The 17,388-nt window shown below is 70.5% G+C and carries 17 protein-coding genes and 3 pseudogenes; 13 read left to right on the plus strand and 7 right to left on the minus strand.

Going from position 1 to position 17,388, the window contains the following annotated elements; all coding sequences use genetic code 11:
- Nucleotides 1–189: 189 nt before the first annotated feature.
- The 3 genes from OG453_RS44985 to OG453_RS44995 form a co-directional block, all read right to left on the minus strand.
- Nucleotides 190–1,044: a universal stress protein gene (locus tag OG453_RS44985; protein WP_266874635.1), complete on the minus strand. Its 855-nt coding sequence runs from the start codon at nucleotides 1,042–1,044 to the stop codon at nucleotides 190–192.
- 30 nt (nucleotides 1,045–1,074) lie between these two features.
- On the minus strand, nucleotides 1,075–3,429 hold the full coding sequence (locus tag OG453_RS44990; RefSeq protein ID WP_266874636.1) for a phosphoketolase: 2,355 nt from the start codon (nucleotides 3,427–3,429) through the stop codon (nucleotides 1,075–1,077).
- Between the two features lie 86 nt (nucleotides 3,430–3,515).
- Nucleotides 3,516–4,382, minus strand: a complete 867-nt coding sequence (locus OG453_RS44995) for a universal stress protein (RefSeq protein WP_266874637.1) — start codon at nucleotides 4,380–4,382, stop codon at nucleotides 3,516–3,518.
- A 169-nt stretch (nucleotides 4,383–4,551) separates the two neighbouring features.
- Between OG453_RS44995 and OG453_RS45000 the strand changes: the two genes are divergently transcribed.
- The 12 genes and pseudogenes from OG453_RS45000 to OG453_RS45055 all read left to right on the plus strand — a co-directional run bounded on the left by OG453_RS45000 (nucleotide 4,552) and on the right by OG453_RS45055 (nucleotide 13,126).
- On the plus strand, nucleotides 4,552–5,181 hold the full coding sequence (locus OG453_RS45000; RefSeq protein WP_266874638.1) for a hydrogenase maturation protease: 630 nt from the start codon (nucleotides 4,552–4,554) through the stop codon (nucleotides 5,179–5,181).
- Nucleotides 5,182–5,243: 62 nt separating this feature from the next.
- The gene (locus OG453_RS45005) at nucleotides 5,244–5,975 is read left to right on the plus strand and encodes a CBS domain-containing protein (RefSeq protein ID WP_266874639.1); all 732 of its coding nucleotides are present in this window, start codon (nucleotides 5,244–5,246) and stop codon (nucleotides 5,973–5,975) included.
- Between the two features lie 14 nt (nucleotides 5,976–5,989).
- A complete protein-coding gene (locus OG453_RS45010; RefSeq protein ID WP_266874640.1) occupies nucleotides 5,990–6,286 on the plus strand; it encodes a hypothetical protein in 297 nt (98 codons plus the stop codon).
- 4 nt (nucleotides 6,287–6,290) lie between these two features.
- Entirely contained in the window at nucleotides 6,291–6,884 is a 594-nt protein-coding gene (locus OG453_RS45015) for a hypothetical protein (RefSeq protein ID WP_266874641.1), read from the plus strand.
- A 125-nt stretch (nucleotides 6,885–7,009) separates the two neighbouring features.
- On the plus strand, nucleotides 7,010–7,963 hold the full coding sequence (locus OG453_RS45020) for a 4Fe-4S ferredoxin (RefSeq protein ID WP_266874642.1): 954 nt from the start codon (nucleotides 7,010–7,012) through the stop codon (nucleotides 7,961–7,963).
- Nucleotides 7,960–8,424 (plus strand): Crp/Fnr family transcriptional regulator, encoded by a 465-nt coding sequence (locus OG453_RS45025; RefSeq protein ID WP_266874643.1) that lies wholly within the window; start codon nucleotides 7,960–7,962, stop codon nucleotides 8,422–8,424. Before OG453_RS45020 ends, OG453_RS45025 begins: the two co-directional genes overlap by 4 nt.
- Nucleotides 8,421–8,964, plus strand: a pseudogene (locus OG453_RS45030) (hypothetical protein). The gene OG453_RS45025 and the pseudogene OG453_RS45030 overlap by 4 nt, the downstream one beginning before the upstream one ends.
- Before the next feature lies 1 nt (nucleotide 8,965).
- Nucleotides 8,966–9,625, plus strand: a complete 660-nt coding sequence (locus tag OG453_RS45035; RefSeq protein ID WP_266874644.1) for an oxidoreductase — start codon at nucleotides 8,966–8,968, stop codon at nucleotides 9,623–9,625.
- Nucleotides 9,622–10,953 carry a Ni/Fe hydrogenase subunit alpha gene (locus OG453_RS45040; protein WP_266874645.1) on the plus strand — a complete coding sequence of 444 codons (1,332 nt, stop codon included), beginning with the start codon at nucleotides 9,622–9,624 and terminating at the stop codon, nucleotides 10,951–10,953. The genes OG453_RS45035 and OG453_RS45040 overlap by 4 nt, the downstream gene beginning before the upstream one ends.
- 34 nt (nucleotides 10,954–10,987) lie before the next feature.
- Complete coding sequence (locus tag OG453_RS45045; protein ID WP_266874646.1) at nucleotides 10,988–11,647, plus strand: CBS domain-containing protein; 660 nt, start codon at nucleotides 10,988–10,990, stop codon at nucleotides 11,645–11,647.
- A gap of 82 nt (nucleotides 11,648–11,729) precedes the next feature.
- Nucleotides 11,730–12,275: an AIR synthase-related protein gene (locus OG453_RS45050; RefSeq protein WP_323178760.1), complete on the plus strand. Its 546-nt coding sequence runs from the start codon at nucleotides 11,730–11,732 to the stop codon at nucleotides 12,273–12,275.
- 164 nt (nucleotides 12,276–12,439) lie between these two features.
- Entirely contained in the window at nucleotides 12,440–13,126 is a 687-nt protein-coding gene (locus tag OG453_RS45055) for a response regulator transcription factor (RefSeq protein WP_266874647.1), read from the plus strand.
- A 14-nt stretch (nucleotides 13,127–13,140) separates the two neighbouring features.
- Here OG453_RS45055 and OG453_RS45060 read toward each other — a convergent pair whose 3' ends face one another.
- A complete protein-coding gene (locus OG453_RS45060; RefSeq protein ID WP_266874648.1) occupies nucleotides 13,141–14,859 on the minus strand; it encodes a GAF domain-containing protein in 1,719 nt (572 codons plus the stop codon).
- A gap of 190 nt (nucleotides 14,860–15,049) precedes the next feature.
- Here OG453_RS45060 and OG453_RS45065 point away from each other — a divergent pair.
- A pseudogene (locus OG453_RS45065) lies at nucleotides 15,050–15,688 on the plus strand (GAF domain-containing protein); the annotation flags it as partial.
- Here OG453_RS45065 and OG453_RS45070 read toward each other — a convergent pair.
- The 3 genes and pseudogenes from OG453_RS45070 to OG453_RS45085 all read right to left on the minus strand — a co-directional run.
- Nucleotides 15,686–15,949 (minus strand): annotated as a pseudogene (locus OG453_RS45070) (response regulator transcription factor); the annotation flags it as partial. The pseudogenes OG453_RS45065 and OG453_RS45070 overlap by 3 nt on opposite strands.
- A gap of 65 nt (nucleotides 15,950–16,014) precedes the next feature.
- Nucleotides 16,015–17,166, minus strand: coding sequence for a CBS domain-containing protein (locus tag OG453_RS45305; protein ID WP_323178761.1), 1,152 nt, complete (start codon nucleotides 17,164–17,166; stop codon nucleotides 16,015–16,017).
- 26 nt (nucleotides 17,167–17,192) lie between these two features.
- A partial coding sequence (locus tag OG453_RS45085; RefSeq protein ID WP_323178762.1) for an MBL fold metallo-hydrolase RNA specificity domain-containing protein occupies nucleotides 17,193–17,388 on the minus strand: 196 nt, incomplete at its 5' end.

The raw sequence follows: 17,388 nt of genomic DNA on the forward strand, positions 1-17,388 counted from the left end.
GTCCGTCTCCGTCGCACCAGGGGAGTCGTGTGATCTGTCGCTGCCCGAGTGATGGTCGGAATCTCGTGACGGTCATGCTCCCCTGCCCACAAAGTCGAACGTGACCGCCACGAAATTCCGACCAGAGCGATTCAAAGAGCCCTATCACTGCGCGGCGTCGAACGTCGCCCTCGGCGTGGCGAGGAGGCATCAGGAGTGCGGAACGATCGCGACCGGGCATCGGGTGCGATGTATCGCCGCGTGAGCGGTGCGTCCGAGGCGCCCCCCTGCGGAGATGCGGCGGCCGACGACGAGCAGGCCGGCCTCCGCAGCGGCCTTGACCAGATGGTGGCCGGCCAGACCGTGCACGAGCCGCTCGGTGACCTGCGTCCCTGGGAACTTGTTCCGCCAAGGCGTGAGCGAGGCAGAGAGAGAGCGGGACTTCGCCACCGTGGGATCGGTGGCGTCAGCGCTGGGGACGAGAGGAACCGCCCAGGTGTGCACGACATGCAGCGGCGCGTGGCGGGCGGCCGCGGCGAAGAAGGCGAACTCCAGCAGTTCGTCGCAGGGCCGGTCCAGGTCGAGGCCGAGCACGACCGGACGGTTCGGTCCTGCCGCCGAGCCTTCAGGATCGTCCTCGGGATGTCCGCCCGCCCGCACCAGGACGACCGGGCAGTCGGCCCGGGCCGCGACCGCCAGGGCCACCGAGCCGACCAAGACGCCGGCGAGCGCGCCGAAGCCGCGTGAACCGACCACCAGCAGGGCCGAGGATTCGGCCGCTGCCAACAGTGCCCGCACCGGTGGTCCGGTGACCTGCTCGTCCAGGATCCCCAGGGCGGGGTGTGCGTAGGAGAGCTGGACGACGGCGCGGTCGAGCGCACCGCGCTCGCGGTGGAACGGGACCTCGATCTCCGGCAGATGGCTTCGCTCCGAGGGCACGTCGTAGGCATGGATGAGGTGGAGCGGCAGGTCGCGGCGCAGGGCTTCTCGGGCCGCCCAGTCCGCGGCTTCCAGGCTCTCGGGCGAGCCGTCGACGCCTGCGGTGATGGTCCGTTGCGTGGGCATGGTGCGCACCTCCACGGTGCGTTCGGAGGGTCAGCCGGTCCAGGTCCAGTCGGCGACCTCGGGGAGGTCGGTGCCGTGTTCGCGGATCCACGCGTGGTGGCGGGTGCGGGTGTCCGCCATGGTCTGGCGGACGGCCGCGGCGCGTACGGCGAGGCCGGGGACGCGGTCGATGACGTCCATGACCAGGCGGTAGCGGTCGAGGTCGTTGCGTACGACCATGTCGAAGGGCGTGGTGGTGGTGCCCGCCTCCTTGTAGCCGCGGACGTGCAGTTGTGCGTGTCCGGTGCGGCGGTAGGCGAGGCGGTGGATCAGCCAGGGATAGCCGTGGTAGGCGAAGATGACGGGCTTGTCGGGGGTGAAGAGCGCGTCGTACTCGGAGTCGGGCATGCCGTGCGGGTGTTCCTCGCGGGGCAGGAGTCGCGTCATGTCTACGACGTTGACCATGCGGACGGCGAGGTCGGGCAGGTGCCGGCGCAACAGCTGGGCCGCGGCGAGGACTTCCTGGGTGGGGACGTCGCCCGCGCAGGCGAGCACCACATCGGGCTCGCGCCCGCCCGTCTCCGATCCGGCCCACTCCCAGATGCCGGCGCCGCGCGCGCAGTGGGTGCGGGCGTCGTCGAGGGAGAGCCAGTCGAAGCAGGGCTGCTTCCCCGCGACGACGACATTGACGTAGTCGCGGCTCTGCAGGACGTGTTCGGCGACGGAGAGCAGGGTGTTCGCGTCCGGCGGGAGGTAGACGCGGACGACCTCGGGGCTCTTGTTGAGTACGTGGTCGACGAAGCCGGGGTCCTGATGGGAGAAGCCGTTGTGGTCCTGGCGCCAGACGTGCGATGTCAGCAGGTAGTTGAGGGACGGGACCGGCGCGCGCCAGGGCAGTGAACGCGAGGTCTTCAGCCACTTGATGTGCTGGTTGACCATCGAGTCGACGATGTGGACGAAGGCTTCGTAGCAGGAGAAGAGACCGTGACGGCCGGTGAGCGTGTAGCCCTCCAGCCAGCCCTGGCAGAGGTGTTCGGAGAGAATCTCCGCGACCCGCCCGTCCGGGGCGAGGTGCTCGTCGGTGTCCAGGGTCTGGGCCTGCCAGGCCTTGCCGGTGACGTCGAAGAGTGCGCCGAGCCGGTTGGAGGCGGTCTCGTCCGGGCCCACGACCCGGAAGTCACGGCGCTCGGCGGTCTCCGCCATGACGTGGGCGATGAGACCGCCGAGTACCCGCGTGGGTTCGTGCAGGGCGGATCCCGGTTTCTCGACGGGGACGGCGAAATGTTCAAGGGGCGGGAGGGGAAGCGCGCGGGTGAGCAGGCCGCCGTTGGCGTGCGGGGTGGCGCCCAGCCGTCGTCGGCCATCGGGGATGCAGGCGAGCACCTCGGGGGTGGGGCGGCCGTGCTTGTCGAAGAGTTCCTCTGGCCGGTAGGAGCGCAGCCACGTCTCCAACTGGGCCAGGTGGTCAGGGTTTTCGCGTACGCCGGAGAGCGGCACCTGGTGGGAGCGCCAGGTTCCCTCGACCGGCACGCCGTCCACGGTCGCGGGGCCCGTCCAGCCCTTGGGCGTGCGCAGCACGATCACCGGCCAGCGCGCGCGGCCGTGCGACGCGCCGCCGTTCCGGGCGGTCTGCTGGATGGCGGTGATGCGTTCCAGGGCCTGGTCCATGGCCTTGGCCATCGCCTGGTGGACCTTGCGCGGGTCGTCGCCGGTGACGTGCAGCGGTTCGTGGCCGTATCCCTTGAGGAGGGCGTCCAGTTCGGACTCGGGGATACGGGAGAGCACCGTCGGGTTGGCGATCTTGTAGCCGTTGAGGTGGAGGATGGGCAGGACCGCGCCGTCGTGGACCGGGTCGAGGAACTTGTTGGAGTGCCAGGAGGCGGCGAGCGGTCCCGTCTCGGCCTCGCCGTCACCGATGACGCAGGCGACGAGGAGGCGCGGGTTGTCGAAGGCGGCTCCGTAGGCGTGCGCGAGGGAGTAGCCGAGTTCGCCGCCCTCGTGGATCGAGCCGGGCGTCTCCGGGGCCACATGGCTCGGCACGCCGCCGGGGAAGGAGAACTGCCGGAACAGCTTCGCCATGCCTGACGCGTCCCGGGTGATGTCGGGGTACGTCTCGCTGTACGAGCCCTCGAGCCAGGAGTTGGCCAGCACGGCCGGGCCGCCGTGCCCCGGCCCCCACACGCACAGCGCGTCCAGACCGTGTTCCTGGATGAGGCGGTTGAGGTGGGTGTGTACGAGGTTGAGCCCGGGGGAGGTGCCCCAGTGGCCGAGCAGGCGCGGCTTGATGTGCTCGGGCCGCAGCGGTTCGGTCAGCAGGGGGTTGCTCATGAGGTAGATCTGGCCGACGGCCAGGTAGTTCGCCGCGCGCCAGTGGGCGTCCAGGGTCGTCAGTCGTACGTGTGCCACGGTGCCTCCCGCTTCTCGTGTGGGGTGTGTCAGGGCGTAACGGTGCTGTGGTCAGATCTGGGGTGTCAGGGCGTACGGCGCCGTGGTCAGACGTGTGGGACGACGGCCACGGGACAGGCCGCGTGGTGCAGCACGGCGTGGTTGACGGGGCCGAGTTGCATGCCGACGTGTCCCTTGCGGCGGCGGGCGCCGACCACCAGGAGATCGGCCGTGCGGGCGGCGTCGAGGAGGGCGGCGCGCGCGTGCCCCTCGACGGTCCGGCCGCGGACCGTCATGCCGGAGCCGGCGGCGGCCGCCGCACCCCGCACGGCCTCCTCGACGAGCTGCTCGGCCCGGCGCCCATGGTCGTCGTTCGTCAGTGCGGGGAAGTCGGGCATCTCCCGGGCGGGGCAGCGCCAGGCGTGAACGGCGATCACGGCGGCGTTCCGCACCTGAGCCTCGCGAAGAGCGAACCGCACCGCATGGGCAGCCTCTTCGGGATCGTCCACGCCGACCGCGACCGTACTGAGCCCTCCGGTCACCTTCCCTTCGGAGCCGCGTACGACGATCACCGGTGAGGCGGCGTGCGCGGCGACGGACAGACTCACCGAGCCGAGCAGCAGTTCCGCGAGTTCACCGCGCCCGCGACTGCCGACGACGACGGCGTCGGCCTCCGCGCTCAGCCGCGCCAGCGCGGCGGCCGGATCCTCGGACACCACCTCGCTCGTCACCTTCACGCCGGAGGTGCGGCGCAGGGCGCGCTCCACCGCCGAGGCGGCGATGTGGTCCGAGAGGGCCTGCACGGAGGAGCGGTTGATGCCGAACGACGGCTCGTGTCCTTCGTACCACTCCCACCGCGACGCATGGACGATAAGCAGCGGCACCCCGTGCGCCGCGGCCTCGTCCACGGCCCAGTCCAGCGCGGCCAGGCTCGGATCCGAGCCGTCGACTCCGACGATCAGGGGCTTGTCCACGATGCCACCACCTTCCGGCATGCCCCTGGCAGGGGCTCCGCTTCGGACGGTTCCACGGAGGAGGCCGGCCGGGGAGGGGCGAACCGGCCCCGGTAGGGGACATTCGGCCCCTACCGAGGCCACCAGCGGATCCGCACAGTGGCAGCACGGCCCGGCGGAAGGAGACGCGATGCCCACCCGGACCCATATCGCGGTGATCGGCGTCGGCAACGAGTTCCGGCGCGACGACGGCTTGGGCTGGGCAGTCATCGCCCGGTTCCGCGAGCGGGCCGCCGAACGGCCCCTGCCGGCCGGGACGGTCCTGGCCACCTGCGACGGCGACCCCGCCCGCCTGATCGGCCTGCGGGAGGGATCCGATCTCGCGGTGGTCGTGGACGCCGCACACGCGCACCCCGCCCACCCCGGACGCGTGCACCGGCTGGCTCTCGACGCCGACGCGCCGGCCCGGCCCGGGACGACCGGTTCGCACGGGCTCGGGCTCGGCGGCACGGCCACCGAGCTGCTTGCCGACCGCGCCGCCCGCCTGGCCCCACTCACCGACCTGGACGTCCATGACCTGATCGCCTCGCCGCGCTGTGCCCCGCTGCTCTTCGGACACGGCGGCACCGGTCCGGTCGGCCTCGAAGGCCTTGAGCAACTGCTGCACAGGCTCTCCCGAATGGCCTGTGACCTGCCACAGCTGGCGGAGGCCGACTTCAACCCCGTCCTGGCATGGCCGGGCGGCACCACGGCACTCGACGTGCGCGTACGACTGCTGCCTCGGACCTCCCACGATCCGTATCTGCGCCGACTGCGCTGAGCACGACTGCGCCGAGAGAACGACTGGGCCGAGAGAACGACTGCGCCGAGAAGGAGACAGAGATGAAGCACAGCAAGATCGGTTCGGTGATGACCAGTGAGGTCGTCAGCGCCCAGTACGGCACGCCGTTCAAGGAGGTGGCCAAGCGCCTCGCCGAGTACCGCATCAGCGGGCTGCCCGTGATCGATGCCGACGACAAGGTGGTCGGGGTGATCTCCGAGACGGACCTGCTGGTGCGCGAGGCGCAGGCGCCCGACCCGTACCAGGCGCCGCGCCGCTTCCGGCTACCGCGGGTGGGCAAGGGCGGACGCAAGGACCGGGCCAAGGCCACGGCGCGTACAGCGGGACAGCTCATGTCCACGCCGCCCGTTTGCGTGCACGCCGACAACTCCATTGCCGAGGGCGCCCGTTGCATGGCCCAGCACAAGGTGGAGCGACTGCCCGTCGTCGACGAGGAGGACCGCCTGGTCGGCATCGTCACCCGGCGCGACCTCCTTCAGGTGTTCCTGCGCGCCGATGACGAGATCCGCCACGAAGTGATCGAACAGGTCCTGGTGCGCACCCTGTGGCTGGCACCCCAGACCATCAAAATCGACGTGCAGGACGGTGTGGTGACCCTCGAGGGCCAGCTGGAGCGCCGCAGCGAGGTACCCGTCGCCCTGCACATGACGCGTGAGATCGATGGTGTCGTGGCGGTCGTGGACAAGCTCACCCACCGTGTGGACGACTCCCACCTGCAGCCGAACGACCAAGCGATGCGCGGCGTCACGGACGACTGGCTGCGCAAACTCTGAGGGGGAAAGTCACCATGACCACCAAGGTGCTCCTCGCCAACGCGACGAAGAACTGGTCCACGGCGGAGATCGCCCGAACCATCACGGAGGTTCTGCGCGAGGAGGGCCTCGACTCCGAGATGCGGCTGGTAAGCGACGTCGGCGAGCCTCAGGCGTACGACGCCCTCGTCCTCGGCAGCGGCCCCCTGGATCCTTCGGCAAGTGAGGGCAAGGGAGGCGACTTCCGCGACTTCAAGCCGATCTCCACGCGGGCACGGCGAGTCGCTGCCGAGCTGCGGGGTGACGTCGCGGCCGGGACACGGGGGAGCTGAGGGCGTGGACACCCGAACCCGGCCGCACGGGCGCGCCGCCGGCTGGCGGTGGCGGAGAAGCCCGCTGCGTCGTCGCAGCGACGTCGTCGAGGCGTGGACGGGACTGCTGCTGGGGGCCGCGATGCTGTTCGTCGCGCCCCTGGCCGGGGCGTTCGCAGGGTCCTTCACATACGACGCCGCGCACGCGAAGGCCGAACGGCAACGGGCCGACGGCCACGTCGTACGGGCCACACTGATCGAGAATGCTCCGGCGGCCGGCAGCGTCGGTTCCCGTACGACCCACCCGGTCAAGGTGCGCTGGACCGATCGTGGCGGCACCGCGCACGCGGCCGTTGCCAAGGTCGAGGCAGGCGCCACGACGGGTAGCCGCACCGACGTCTGGCTCGACGCCCAAGGCAGGGTCACCACGGCCCCGATGGCCGAGGACGTCCAGTGGGGCACCGCGATCGCCGTGGGCGGCGCGGCGAGCCTTGTGGCCTGGGGGTTTATCGGGAGTGCCTGGATCACCGTACGCACTGTGGCGCACCGCCGGCGCATGGCCGAGTGGGAGCAGGCGTGGGCGCGGACGGAACCGCGGTGGACCGGTGGTGAGGCCTGAACCGGGCCCGGCCGGGCCCGAATAGGGCCGCTCGGCCCCTGCCCCGCAGGAGGCTCCTCTTCGAGCCTGGTGAGTGTAGGGAGACCACCCCGACAGAACCACCCCGACGTGTGGGGAGGACGGACATGACGACCGGCGGAGCCACGGCAGTCCTCGACCGGAACGGCCTGAACGCCCTCGTCGCGGAGTTGAATGCCGACGGCCGCACGGTCGTTGGACCCACGGTCCGTGACGGTGCGATCGTCCTTGCCGAACTCGATTCGGCCGATCAACTCCCGTACGGCTGGGGCGTGGAGCTGGAGGCCGGGCACTACCGGCTGCGGCGCCGCGAGGACGGAGCGGCCTTCGCGCACTCGGCCGGTCCGCAGTCCTGGAAGAACTTCCTGCATCCGCAGCGGGAGAAGCTGTGGAGCGCGGACCGCGCCCCCGATGGAACGGTGGCCATCAGCACGGAGACCGCCGACCGGCCCTCGTATGCCTTCCTCGGAGTCCGCCCCTGCGACCTGCGGGCCATCGCGATCCAGGACCAGGTACTGACCGGCGGTCACTTCAGGGACAGCGGCTATGAGGAACGCCGGAGGGGGGCGTTCCTCATAGCCGCCGAGTGCACCGAGCCGGGTGCGACCTGCTTCTGCGTCTCCATGGGCGGCGGCCCCGGCGCCGACGCGGGCTTCGACCTCGCGCTCACCGAGGTCGTCGACCAGGCGGGGCAACGATTCTTCGTACGGGTAGGCAGCGAGGCGGGCGCGGAGCTGCTCGCCAAGCTCCCCCACCGCGAGGCCGATGCCACCACCCGGGGCGCGGCCGTCGCCGCGGTCTCCGATGCCGTCGACAAGATGGGGCGGGCCATGCCGCCGGTGAGCCTGCAGCAGTTGATGGGTTCGAGCCTGGACGCCGAGCGCCGGCAGCGCTGGGACTCCTGCTTCGACCTGGACTTCTCGTACGTCCATGGCGGGCCGGTGTGTTCCTCGGGCCGCAGCCGCTGCATCGTCTGGTGCCCGGTCGGCATCGACATCACCGAAGAGGTCACGGCCCTGCAAGCGGAGGCCGGGGCCCGGAACGAGGAGGCGGAACGATGACCAGCACCACGACCCTGCTGAGCACCCTTCCGGTCGCGCATCGCGAACGGCTGATGCGCATCGCGCGAGAGGTGTCCTTCCCGGCCGGAACGCGGATCTTCGAGGAGGGCGGGCACGCCGACCGGTTCTGGATCGTCCGCACCGGATCGGTCGTCCTCGACATGCATGTCCCCGGCCGCAGTTCACCGGCGATCGAGACGCTGGGCCACGGTGAACTGGTCGGCTGGTCCTGGCTGTTCCCGCCGTACGTGTGGCAGCTCGGCGCCGTGGCCCAGAGTCCCGTGCGCGCCCACGAGTTCGACGCGCTCGCGGTCCGGCTGATGTGTGAGGACGATCAGGCCCTGGGCGCGGTGGTCGGCCAGTGGGTGGGCCGGGTCCTTGCCCACCGGCTGCAGTCGGCCAGGACCCGGCTCCTGGACCTGTACGCCCCCTACGGCAGTGGAAGCGGTGTGCGGGGATGACCGCCGTGCCGGTTCCCTACCGGGTGATCGCCCGCTGGGCGGAGACCCCGGACACCGGCACCCTGTTCGGGAGGGGCGAGATCCCCCTGGCGGTCAGCGCGATCCCCACCACCGGAGGCCTGGCGCACACGGTACGCGGCGTGGGTGCGGTCTCCGAGGGGCTGTACGCCGCCGAAGTCGATGACGTACTCGGACTGCGCGGCCCCTACGGCACCGGCTGGGAACGCGAAAAGGCCATCGGGCAGGACCTGTTGGTCGTCGCCGGCGGCATCGCCCCGCTGCGGCGGCGATGCGCACTTCACGCCGGACAACACCACCGCGTTCGTCTGCGGCCCCGAGCCGATGATCCGGGCGACGGCCCGCGACCTGCTCCACCGGGGCCTGCCCGCCGACCGCGTCAGGGTCTCCCTGGAGCGCAACATGCGCTGTGCGACCGGACATTGCGGTCACTGCCGGCTCGGCCCGCTGCTGCTGTGCAGGGACGGCCCCGTCGTCACCTGGAACCAGGCCGAACCCCTGCTCTACGTAAGGGAGTTGTGAGATGGGGCTGCCGACGCTGGCCGTGTTCAAGCTCGCCTCCTGTGACGGCTGCCAGCTCACCCTGCTCGACTGCGAGGACGAACTTCTCGGCCTCGCGGGGCAGGTGGAGATCGCCCACTTCCTGGAAGCCTCCAGCGCGGTCCGGCCAGGACCGTACGACCTCACGCTGGTCGAAGGCTCCGTCACCACGCCCGCCGACGCCGAACGGATCCACGCGATCCGGGCCGCCTCCCGCCACCTGGTGACGATAGGGGCCTGCGCGACGGCCGGTGGCATCCAGGCGCTGCGCAACTTCGCGGACGTCGACGAGTTCACCCGCACCGTCTACGCCCGCCCCGACTACATCGACACGCTCGCCACCTCCACCCCCGCCTCCGCGCACGTGGACGTCGACTTCGAACTGCGCGGCTGCCCCATCGACCGCCGCCAGCTTCTTGAGGTCATCACCGCGTACCTGGCAGGACCTCTGGGCCCGGTCACGCACGCCGGCTGCGGGGCGATCTGCCCGGCGTACGGGCGCGGCTGCTTCGGCCCGTCCGGGTCGGTGAACCTGCCCGCGCTGATCCCGGTGCTGCACCGCGACGGCATGGACGACCGCGACACCGAACGCTTCCTGCACACCTTCAACACCGCAGCGTTCGAAGAGGAGTTGCGCCGATGACGCACCGGGGATCCCGTGTCCTGCACGTCGGCTCGCTCTCCCGGGTCGAGGGCGAAGGCGCCCTGCATTTGAGTGTCCGCGACGGGGCGGTCACCGAGGCGCGGCTGCGGATCTACGAGCCGCCGCGGTTCTTCGAGGCCTTCCTGCGAGGCAGGGCGTACACCGAACCGCCGGACATCACCGCCCGGGTGTGCGGGATCTGCCCGGTCGCCTACCAACTGAGTGCCTGCGCCGCGATCGAGGACGCTTGCGGGATCACCGTCGTCCCGGCCCTGCGCGAACTGCGGCGGCTGCTGTACTGCGGCGAATGGATCGAGAGCCAGACCCTGCACATCTACCTCCTGCACGCCCCCGATTTCCTCGGCTGCGACGGCGCCATCGAGCTTGCCCGCACCGCCCGCGCACACGTCGAGCGCGGGCTGCGCCTGAAGCAGGCGGGCAACGCGATCCTCGAACTTCTCGGCGGCCGCGCCATCCACCCCGTCAACGTCCGCCTAGGCGGCTTCCACCGCACCCCGACGCACCACGAACTACGGCCACTGGGAGAGCAGTTGAGGCGTGCCGCGGACGATGCCTGGCAGACCGTCGAATGGGTGGCGGGCTTCGACTTCCCCGACGCCGAGACCGACGCCGACCTGTTCGCGCTGGCCGCCCCGGGAACGTACGCCATCGAGAACGGCATGCCGGCGGTCCTGCGTGCGGACGGCACGCTGAGCAGCTTTCCGCTCCATACCTTCCTGGACCGTGTGCAGGAGGAGCACCTGCCGCACTCGACCGCCCTGCACTCCACTCTCGACGGGCGTCGTCATCTCACGGGATCACTGGCCCGGTTCGCGATCAGCGGGCGCTGGCTGTCGCGCACGGCGGTGGAGGCCGCCCGCGCGGCCGGGCTCGGTGACCCCTACGAAGGGGCGGTCTGCCGCAACCCGTACCGGTCGATCCTCGTCCGGGCCGTGGAGGTCGTGTACGCCGTCGACGAAGCGCTGCGGATCATCGACACGTACGAGCCGCCGCGCCGCCCGTACAGCGAGGTCCCTGCCGCCGCGGGCACCGGACACGGTGCCACGGAGGCCCCGCGCGGCCTCCTCTACCACCGTTACCTGCTGGACGCCGACGGCACCGTCACCGACGCCCGCCTCGTGCCGCCCACCGCGCAGAACCAGGGCGCCATCGAGGACGACCTGCGCCGCACCGCCCAGTTGGCGATCACCCAAAGCAGTGCGACGGACCAGGAGTTGACGCAGCTGTGCGAGCGGGCCATCCGCAACCACGACCCGTGCATCTCCTGCTCCACCCACTTCCTCGACCTGACCGTCGACCGCACCTGACCACCGATCGCCCCCAACTCCTCAGGAGGACGCCGTGCTCCACTCCCCGCGCACCGTGAGCGACGTGATGACCCACACCGTCATCGCTGTGGGCCGTGAGGCCCCCTTCAAGGAGATCATCGAGCTGATGGAGCAGTGGAAGATCAGCGCGCTGCCCGTCGTCGCCGGCGAGGGCTGGGTCATCGGTGTGGTCTCCGAGGCGGACCTGCTGCCCAAGGAGGAGTTCCGCGACAGCGACCCCACGCGCTTCGACCAGCTGCGCCGCCTCTCCGACCTCGCCAAGGCCGGCGGCCTGACCGCGGGCGAGGTGATGAGCACCCCTGCTGTCAGCGTCCACTCGGACACCACTCTCCCGCAGGCCGCCCGCATCATGGCCCTGCGGCACATCAAGCGACTCCCCGTGATCGACGCCCATGGCCTGCTGCAGGGCGTGGTGAGCCGCAGCGACCTGCTGAAGGTGTTCCTGCGCACCGACGAGGAACTCGCGGACGAGGTGACCCGCACCGTGACCGCGTTCCTCTTCCCGGACGGGGCCGTCACGGTCGCGGTCGAAGGGGGTGTGGTCACCCTCGGCGGAGAGATCCGTGACAGGACCCTCGTGCCGGTGGCCGCCCGGCTCACGCGGGCCGTCGAAGGCGTCGTGGACGTGCGCGTGGAACCGGCCGAACCGGCGCCGCGGACACCGCCCCGATGAAGTACCTCGACGAGTACCGCGATCCGGCCCTGTCCCGGCAGCTGCTGGCGGAGCTGGGGCGCACCGCCTCAACGACCTTGCCATGCGCGGCGCGCTGCCCCTCGCCCTGACCCTCGCGGTGACCGCAGAGGAGGGCCTGCCGCTCGCGGAACTCCGTGCCGTCCTGGCCTCCGGGGGGAAGGCCGCGCACCAGGTCGGAGCCCCCGTCATCACCGGAGACACCAAGGTCGTCGGACGCGGCGCCGCCGACCGCCTCTTCCTCAACACGACCGGCATCGGTCGCCGCATCCCGGGCCTGAATCCCTCCGCGGCCCGCGCGCGCCCCGCCGACATCGTCCTGCTCTCCGGACCGATCGGCCCGCACGGCACCGCCGTACTCTCGAGCCGTGAAGGGCTCGGCTTCGAGACGGACATCGCCTCTGACACCCGCCCCCTGCACCGCCTCGTCCAGGCACTCGCCCACCTCAGCGGCGCCGTCCACAGCCTGCGTGACCCCACCCGCGGCGGTCTGGCCACCTCGCTCAACGAGATCGCGGGCGCCTCGGGCGTCGGCGTGGAGATCGAAGAGACCGCCGTGCCCGTGCCCGCACAGCAGGGCCTTCCCACCGGGTCGTACTGCGCACGCTGATCGGCGCGCGCAGGGTGGTCGACTTGCCGCTCGGTGAGCAACTCCCGTGCATCTGCTGAGAGATGACACCAGTTGCCGTACCGATCGGGCCCACTCGGCCCTGGTGCGCCACCCCACTCACCCGACACGATCGGAACGGAACCGTCGACAGTCAGGGGGCAGTCATGGCCGCAAGCGCCTTCTCGCCGGAGCACCCGATACGGGTCTTCCTCCTCGACGACCACGAGGTCGTCCGCAGGGGAGTCCACGATCTGCTCGACTCCGAAGCCGACATCGAGGTCGTTGGGGAGGCGGGTACCAGTGAACAGGCGCAGGTCCGTGGCCCGGCCCTGCGCCCGGACGTGGCGATCCTCGACATCCGGCTCCCCGACGGCGACGGCATCACCGTTCGCCGTGAACTGCGGTCCAGGATGCCGGAGGTGGCCTGTCTGATGCTGACGTCCTTCGATGACGACGACGCGCTCCTGGACGCGATCATGGCGGGTGCGGCGGGCTATGTACTGAAGCAGATCAAGGGCACGGACCTGATCGACGCGGTACGCACCGTCGCCTCCGGACAGTCCCTGCTCGACCCGGCCACCACGTCTCGTCTGATGAGTACTCTGCGCGGTCCGGACGCGACGGCCGGGTCGTCGCAGGACGCCAGGCTGGCTGGGCTCTCGGAACGTGAACGGGACATCCTTGCCCTGATCGGCGAAGGCCTCACCAACCGGCAGATCGGCAAGCGGCTCTTCCTCTCCGAGAAGACCGTCAAGAATCACATCTCCCGGCTGCTGGCGAAGCTGGGCGTCGAACGCCGGATCCAGGCCGCGGTGATCGCCGCCCACGTCGATCCGGGCACCCCGCGCTGACCGTTCCCGCGGACTCACTGGGCCGGCAGCGCCACCTGCCACTCCAGCCGTGTTCCACCGTCCGGACCGGCGCTCAGCGTCAACGTGCCGCCAAGACGCTCGGCCCGCTCGGCGATGTTGCGCAGGCCGCTGCGACGCCCGCTCACGCCGATGCCGACGCCGTTGTCCGTCACGGTCAATGTCAGCTGTCCCCCACCCACGAGGAGGGAGATCTCCGCGGCCGACGCCTGCGCGTGCCGGGTGATGTTGGCGAGCGCCTCGCTCAGTACGGCCACGGCGTCGTCGGCGATGACGGCCGGCACATCGGTGTCGATCAGGCCCTCCGTACGCAGGGCGGGAGTGAAGCCCAGCGAAGCGATCGCCTCCTCCACCGTCCGCGTCGTCCGCGCCCGCAGGCCGGGAACGGTCACCGCACTCGCCTCATGCGCCCGCAGCCCGAAGATGGTCGACCGAATGATCTTTATGGTGGTGTCGAGATCGTCCACCGCCCTCACCAGGCGTTCGGAAGCCTCAGGGTGCTGGACGAACCGCTGGGCGCTCTGCAGCGTCATGCCGGTCGCGAACAGACGCTGAATGGCCAGGTCATGCAGATCACGGGCGATCCGGTCCCGATCCTCGAGCAGGCTCATCTGCTCGGCGTCCCGTCGTCGTTCCGCCAGCTCCAGGGCGAGCGCGGCCTGTCCGGCGAATCCGGGCAGCGGTGCGATCTCGGCCTTGCCGAAGGCAGGGCGCCCGGACCGCCGGGCGAGGACGAGGACGCCGCGCAGCCCGTCGGCCGTTCCCATCGGGACGGCGACCGCAGGCCCCAGACCCTTCCACCTCTCCGGCGCGAAGGTGACCCGCGGATCGCAGCTCACGTCCGTGGCGGTCACCAGACCGCCGTCGCTCAACGCCGCGCCGGCCAGGGTCCCTTCGCGGGGAATGCGCCGGCCCCGGTGCGCCTCCGAGCCCTCGCCGAGCGCGAGTGCGCCGCGCAGCTCCTCCTCCGCCACCACCAGGTCCACCACACCGATGTCGGCGGAGGTGATCTCCCGGGCGCGCTCGACCATCAACTCCAGTACGCGCGACTCCGAGGCGCCGGACAGCAGGGAGCTGGTGAACTCGGCGCTCGCCGTCAGCCACCGTTCCCGCAGCCGTGCCTCCTCGTAGAGCCGGGCGTTCTCGATGGCCACGCCCGCCGCCACGGCGAGGGTGGAAAGCACCTCCTCGTCCTCTGCGTCGAACTCGCCCCCGCCGCGCCTCTCGGTGAGATAGAGATTCCCGAACACCTTCTCGCGCACCCGGATGGGCACACCGAGGAACGAGTGCATCGGCGGATGATGGGCCGGGAAACCGGACGAGGCAGAGTGCTCCGAAAGCTCCCGCAGCCGCAACGGCTCGGGATGCCGGATCAGTTCACCGAGCAGCCCGTGCCCCGAGGGCAGGTCGCCGATCTGTGCCCGCAGCTCCTCGTTGATCCCCACCGGCAGGAACTCGTCCAGCATGTCCCCCGGGCCGATGACGCCGAGCGCACCGTACTCCGCGTCCACCAGTGCCACGGCGGTCTCGACGATGCGCCGCAGCACCTGCGGCAGGTCCAGCTCCCGCCCCACCGAAAGGACCGCTTCCAACAGACTGTGCAGCCGGTCCCGGGTCCCGCGAACCGCGTCGATCCGTACCTGAAGCTCTTCGAGCAGCTCGTCCAGCCGTAATCGGGGCAACTGTCCCGACCCACTGCGCTCTTCCCCACCCATGTGCTGCCTCCGCCGGGGTCTGTCAGACATGGCGATGCAGATATGCCCCACACAGTAGTCATACCGCGACGGATCGGGAGAGGGCGGCAAACCAGATTCCGGTTGTCCGGACGCCGAAGAGCCCGGTGGCCCGCCCGGGGATACGGTGGGAAGCGGTGAGGGGACGTCGTCTCGGTACTGGCGGAATGTGATGGCGCGGGAGAGCGGGACAGGCCCCGAGCACCTGCCACGGCTGCGCCTGGCCGAGCTGCTGGCCGAACTCCAGGTGCGGATCGACGCCATCCGCGGTACCCAGCATCGGGTCGATGAGCTGCTTGAGGCGGTGCTCGCGGTCGGCCGCGGCCTCGACCTCCCCCAAGTCCTGCGGCACATCGTCGAGACCGCGGTGTCACTGGTCGACGCCGAGTACGGCGCCCTCGGGGTGATCGGCGATGACCAGCAGCTCTCCCAGTTCCTGACCGTCGGGGTGAGCGCGGAGCAGACGGAGGCCATCGGACATCTGCCGTCGGGGCACGGCATTCTCGGAGAGCTGATCCGCCACACCCGGCCGTTGCGCCTCGCCGAGCTGTCGGCACACCCGGCCTCCTACGGATTCCCGCCGCACCACCCGCCGATGCACTCGTTCCTGAGGGTGCCGATCCGGGTGCGTAACGAGGTGTTCGGGAATCTGTACCTCACCGAGAAGCGCGGCGGCCAGGAGTTCGACCACGAGGACGAGACCGTACTCGCCACACTGGCCGTGGCGGCCGGCGTGGCCATCGAGAACGCCCGCCTCTACGCGGAGTCCCAGTACCGCCAGAGCTGGCTCGAGGCCAACAAGGATGCCAGCCAGGTCCGGCATACGTGCCCGCAGTTCCCTGCAGACGGCGATGCCGTTGCCGTCCGGAAGCCGCACGTCGAGCACGGCGACATCGGGGCGCAGAGCGGGCCCCCGAGCGAGGGCGTGGGACGCGGTGCCGGCCTCTCCGACCACCACCATGTCGGGTTCGGCATCAAGGAGGTCATGCAGCCCACGCCGCACCACCTCGTGGTCGTCGACCAGGAAGACCTTGATCGGCGACTCCTTCGAGAACACTCGTACGTCCGACATGCCTGCCCCTTGCGCGCTGTGCCGCCCGCCGGTTCCGGATCCCCATCAGATCAGTCATCGGCTCCCTAGGGGTGCATCCGGGGCCGTGCACCCCGGACGTCGAGTGCCCACTCCACATCCACCACGCCTTCCACCGCACGGATGACCCGGGACACGACCGGCACCAGCGAGGTGTCATGTATCCGGCCACTCAGGGTGACCACGCCCTGGGCGACATGGACCCACAGCTCGCCGGGGGACACCCCTGGGGACAGCAGGCCGTCGATCTCCCGACGGACTTCGTCGGCGAGTTCCTCGTCCGTGCGCAGAAAGACCTTGAGGAGATCGCGGCGGCTGACGACTCCCTCGAGACGGCCATCGGCATCGACCACGGGTAGTCGTTTCACCCCGTTGACCGCCATGATCCGTGCTGCCTGGGCGAGATTCATCCGGGCACGGGCCGTGACAGCCGGCCTTGTCATGATCTGCTCGGTGGTCACCGCCCCGGCCTTGGCCAGGTCATCGAGGCGCGCCCGCTGTTCCCGCCAGGTCGGATCGCTGCTTCTGAACTCCTCTTTGGGCAGCAGATCGGCCTCGGAGACCACACCGACCACGATGCCCTCGTCGTCCAGTACGGGAAGAGCGCTGACCTGCCATCGGGTCATGGCTTCGACCACTTCCTTGAACCCTGCGTTCCGCAGGACAGCGACCGGAGGCCGGCTCATCACGTCACTCACGCGGTACGGGCCGTGGTGGTGCATGGGATTCTCCTCAGTCCGACGGCGGATTGGTGCTGCTGCCGTAAGGGCCGTAGGATCCAGCAGGCGTATTCGGGCGGCATGCAGGCGGTGGCCGATGATCTCTGCGACACGGCAGGCCAGGGCCAGACCGAGCACCGGATCCGCGGCGCAGACGGCCCGTACCGCGACGGCGTCGAACTCGAGCGCCCGCACCGTCGAGGCCGCTTCGGCACCCAGGTGCCATTGATGCGGTGCCGTCAGCCAGGACCAGCCCAGCAGGTCCCCGGGGCCGAGCGATTCGACCACGGCCGCCTGCCGCCCCGGCACATGGATGTCCAGGTCGACACGGCCCGTACTGATGATCCAGAAGCGATCGGCGAGCCGGCCCTCGTTGAAGATCCGCTCCCCGGCGGGGAACGTCACTTCGCGGCTGAGTGTCAGCAGGCGTTCACGCCCTTCGGGCGGTAGCACATTGAGCAGATTGGTAGCGGTGGTCATGTCGTCCCTTCCTCCTCAGGTCGTTCTCAGCGGACCAGGACGCGTTCGCCCGAGCGCGGCACGACGGCCGTCCACGCCAAGGTGCGATCGATCCGGTCACGAAGCGTCCGGGCCGCCTCCTCCTCGCCGTGCACCAGGTAGGTGGCGCTGTCCACGAACACCGGTACACCCGCGGGCAGTTGGCCGGTGCGGCGCAGTTCCGCCAAATCATGCAGAACGACT

Source organism: Streptomyces sp. NBC_01381 (genome assembly GCF_026340305.1).
Lineage (GTDB): Bacteria > Actinomycetota > Actinomycetes > Streptomycetales > Streptomycetaceae > Streptomyces.

Excerpts from the sequence above, each read along its gene's own strand:
- OG453_RS45000 (WP_266874638.1), top strand. The coding sequence starts at position 4,552 with ATGCCCACCCGGACCCATATCGCGGTGATCGGCGTCGGCAACGAGTTC.
- OG453_RS45025 (WP_266874643.1), top strand. The coding sequence starts at position 7,960 with ATGACCAGCACCACGACCCTGCTGAGCACCCTTCCGGTCGCGCATCGC.
- OG453_RS45055 (WP_266874647.1), top strand. The coding sequence starts at position 12,440 with ATGGCCGCAAGCGCCTTCTCGCCGGAGCACCCGATACGGGTCTTCCTC.
- OG453_RS45060 (WP_266874648.1), bottom strand. The coding sequence starts at position 14,859 with ATGGGTGGGGAAGAGCGCAGTGGGTCGGGACAGTTGCCCCGATTACGG.
- OG453_RS45010 (WP_266874640.1), top strand. The coding sequence starts at position 5,990 with ATGACCACCAAGGTGCTCCTCGCCAACGCGACGAAGAACTGGTCCACG.
- OG453_RS45040 (WP_266874645.1), top strand. The coding sequence starts at position 9,622 with ATGACGCACCGGGGATCCCGTGTCCTGCACGTCGGCTCGCTCTCCCGG.
- OG453_RS45005 (WP_266874639.1), top strand. The coding sequence starts at position 5,244 with ATGAAGCACAGCAAGATCGGTTCGGTGATGACCAGTGAGGTCGTCAGC.
- OG453_RS44985 (WP_266874635.1), bottom strand. The coding sequence starts at position 1,044 with ATGCCCACGCAACGGACCATCACCGCAGGCGTCGACGGCTCGCCCGAG.
- OG453_RS45305 (WP_323178761.1), bottom strand. The coding sequence starts at position 17,166 with ATGACCACCGCTACCAATCTGCTCAATGTGCTACCGCCCGAAGGGCGT.
- OG453_RS45035 (WP_266874644.1), top strand. The coding sequence starts at position 8,966 with ATGGGGCTGCCGACGCTGGCCGTGTTCAAGCTCGCCTCCTGTGACGGC.
- OG453_RS45050 (WP_323178760.1), top strand. The coding sequence starts at position 11,730 with ATGCGCGGCGCGCTGCCCCTCGCCCTGACCCTCGCGGTGACCGCAGAG.
- OG453_RS45020 (WP_266874642.1), top strand. The coding sequence starts at position 7,010 with ATGACGACCGGCGGAGCCACGGCAGTCCTCGACCGGAACGGCCTGAAC.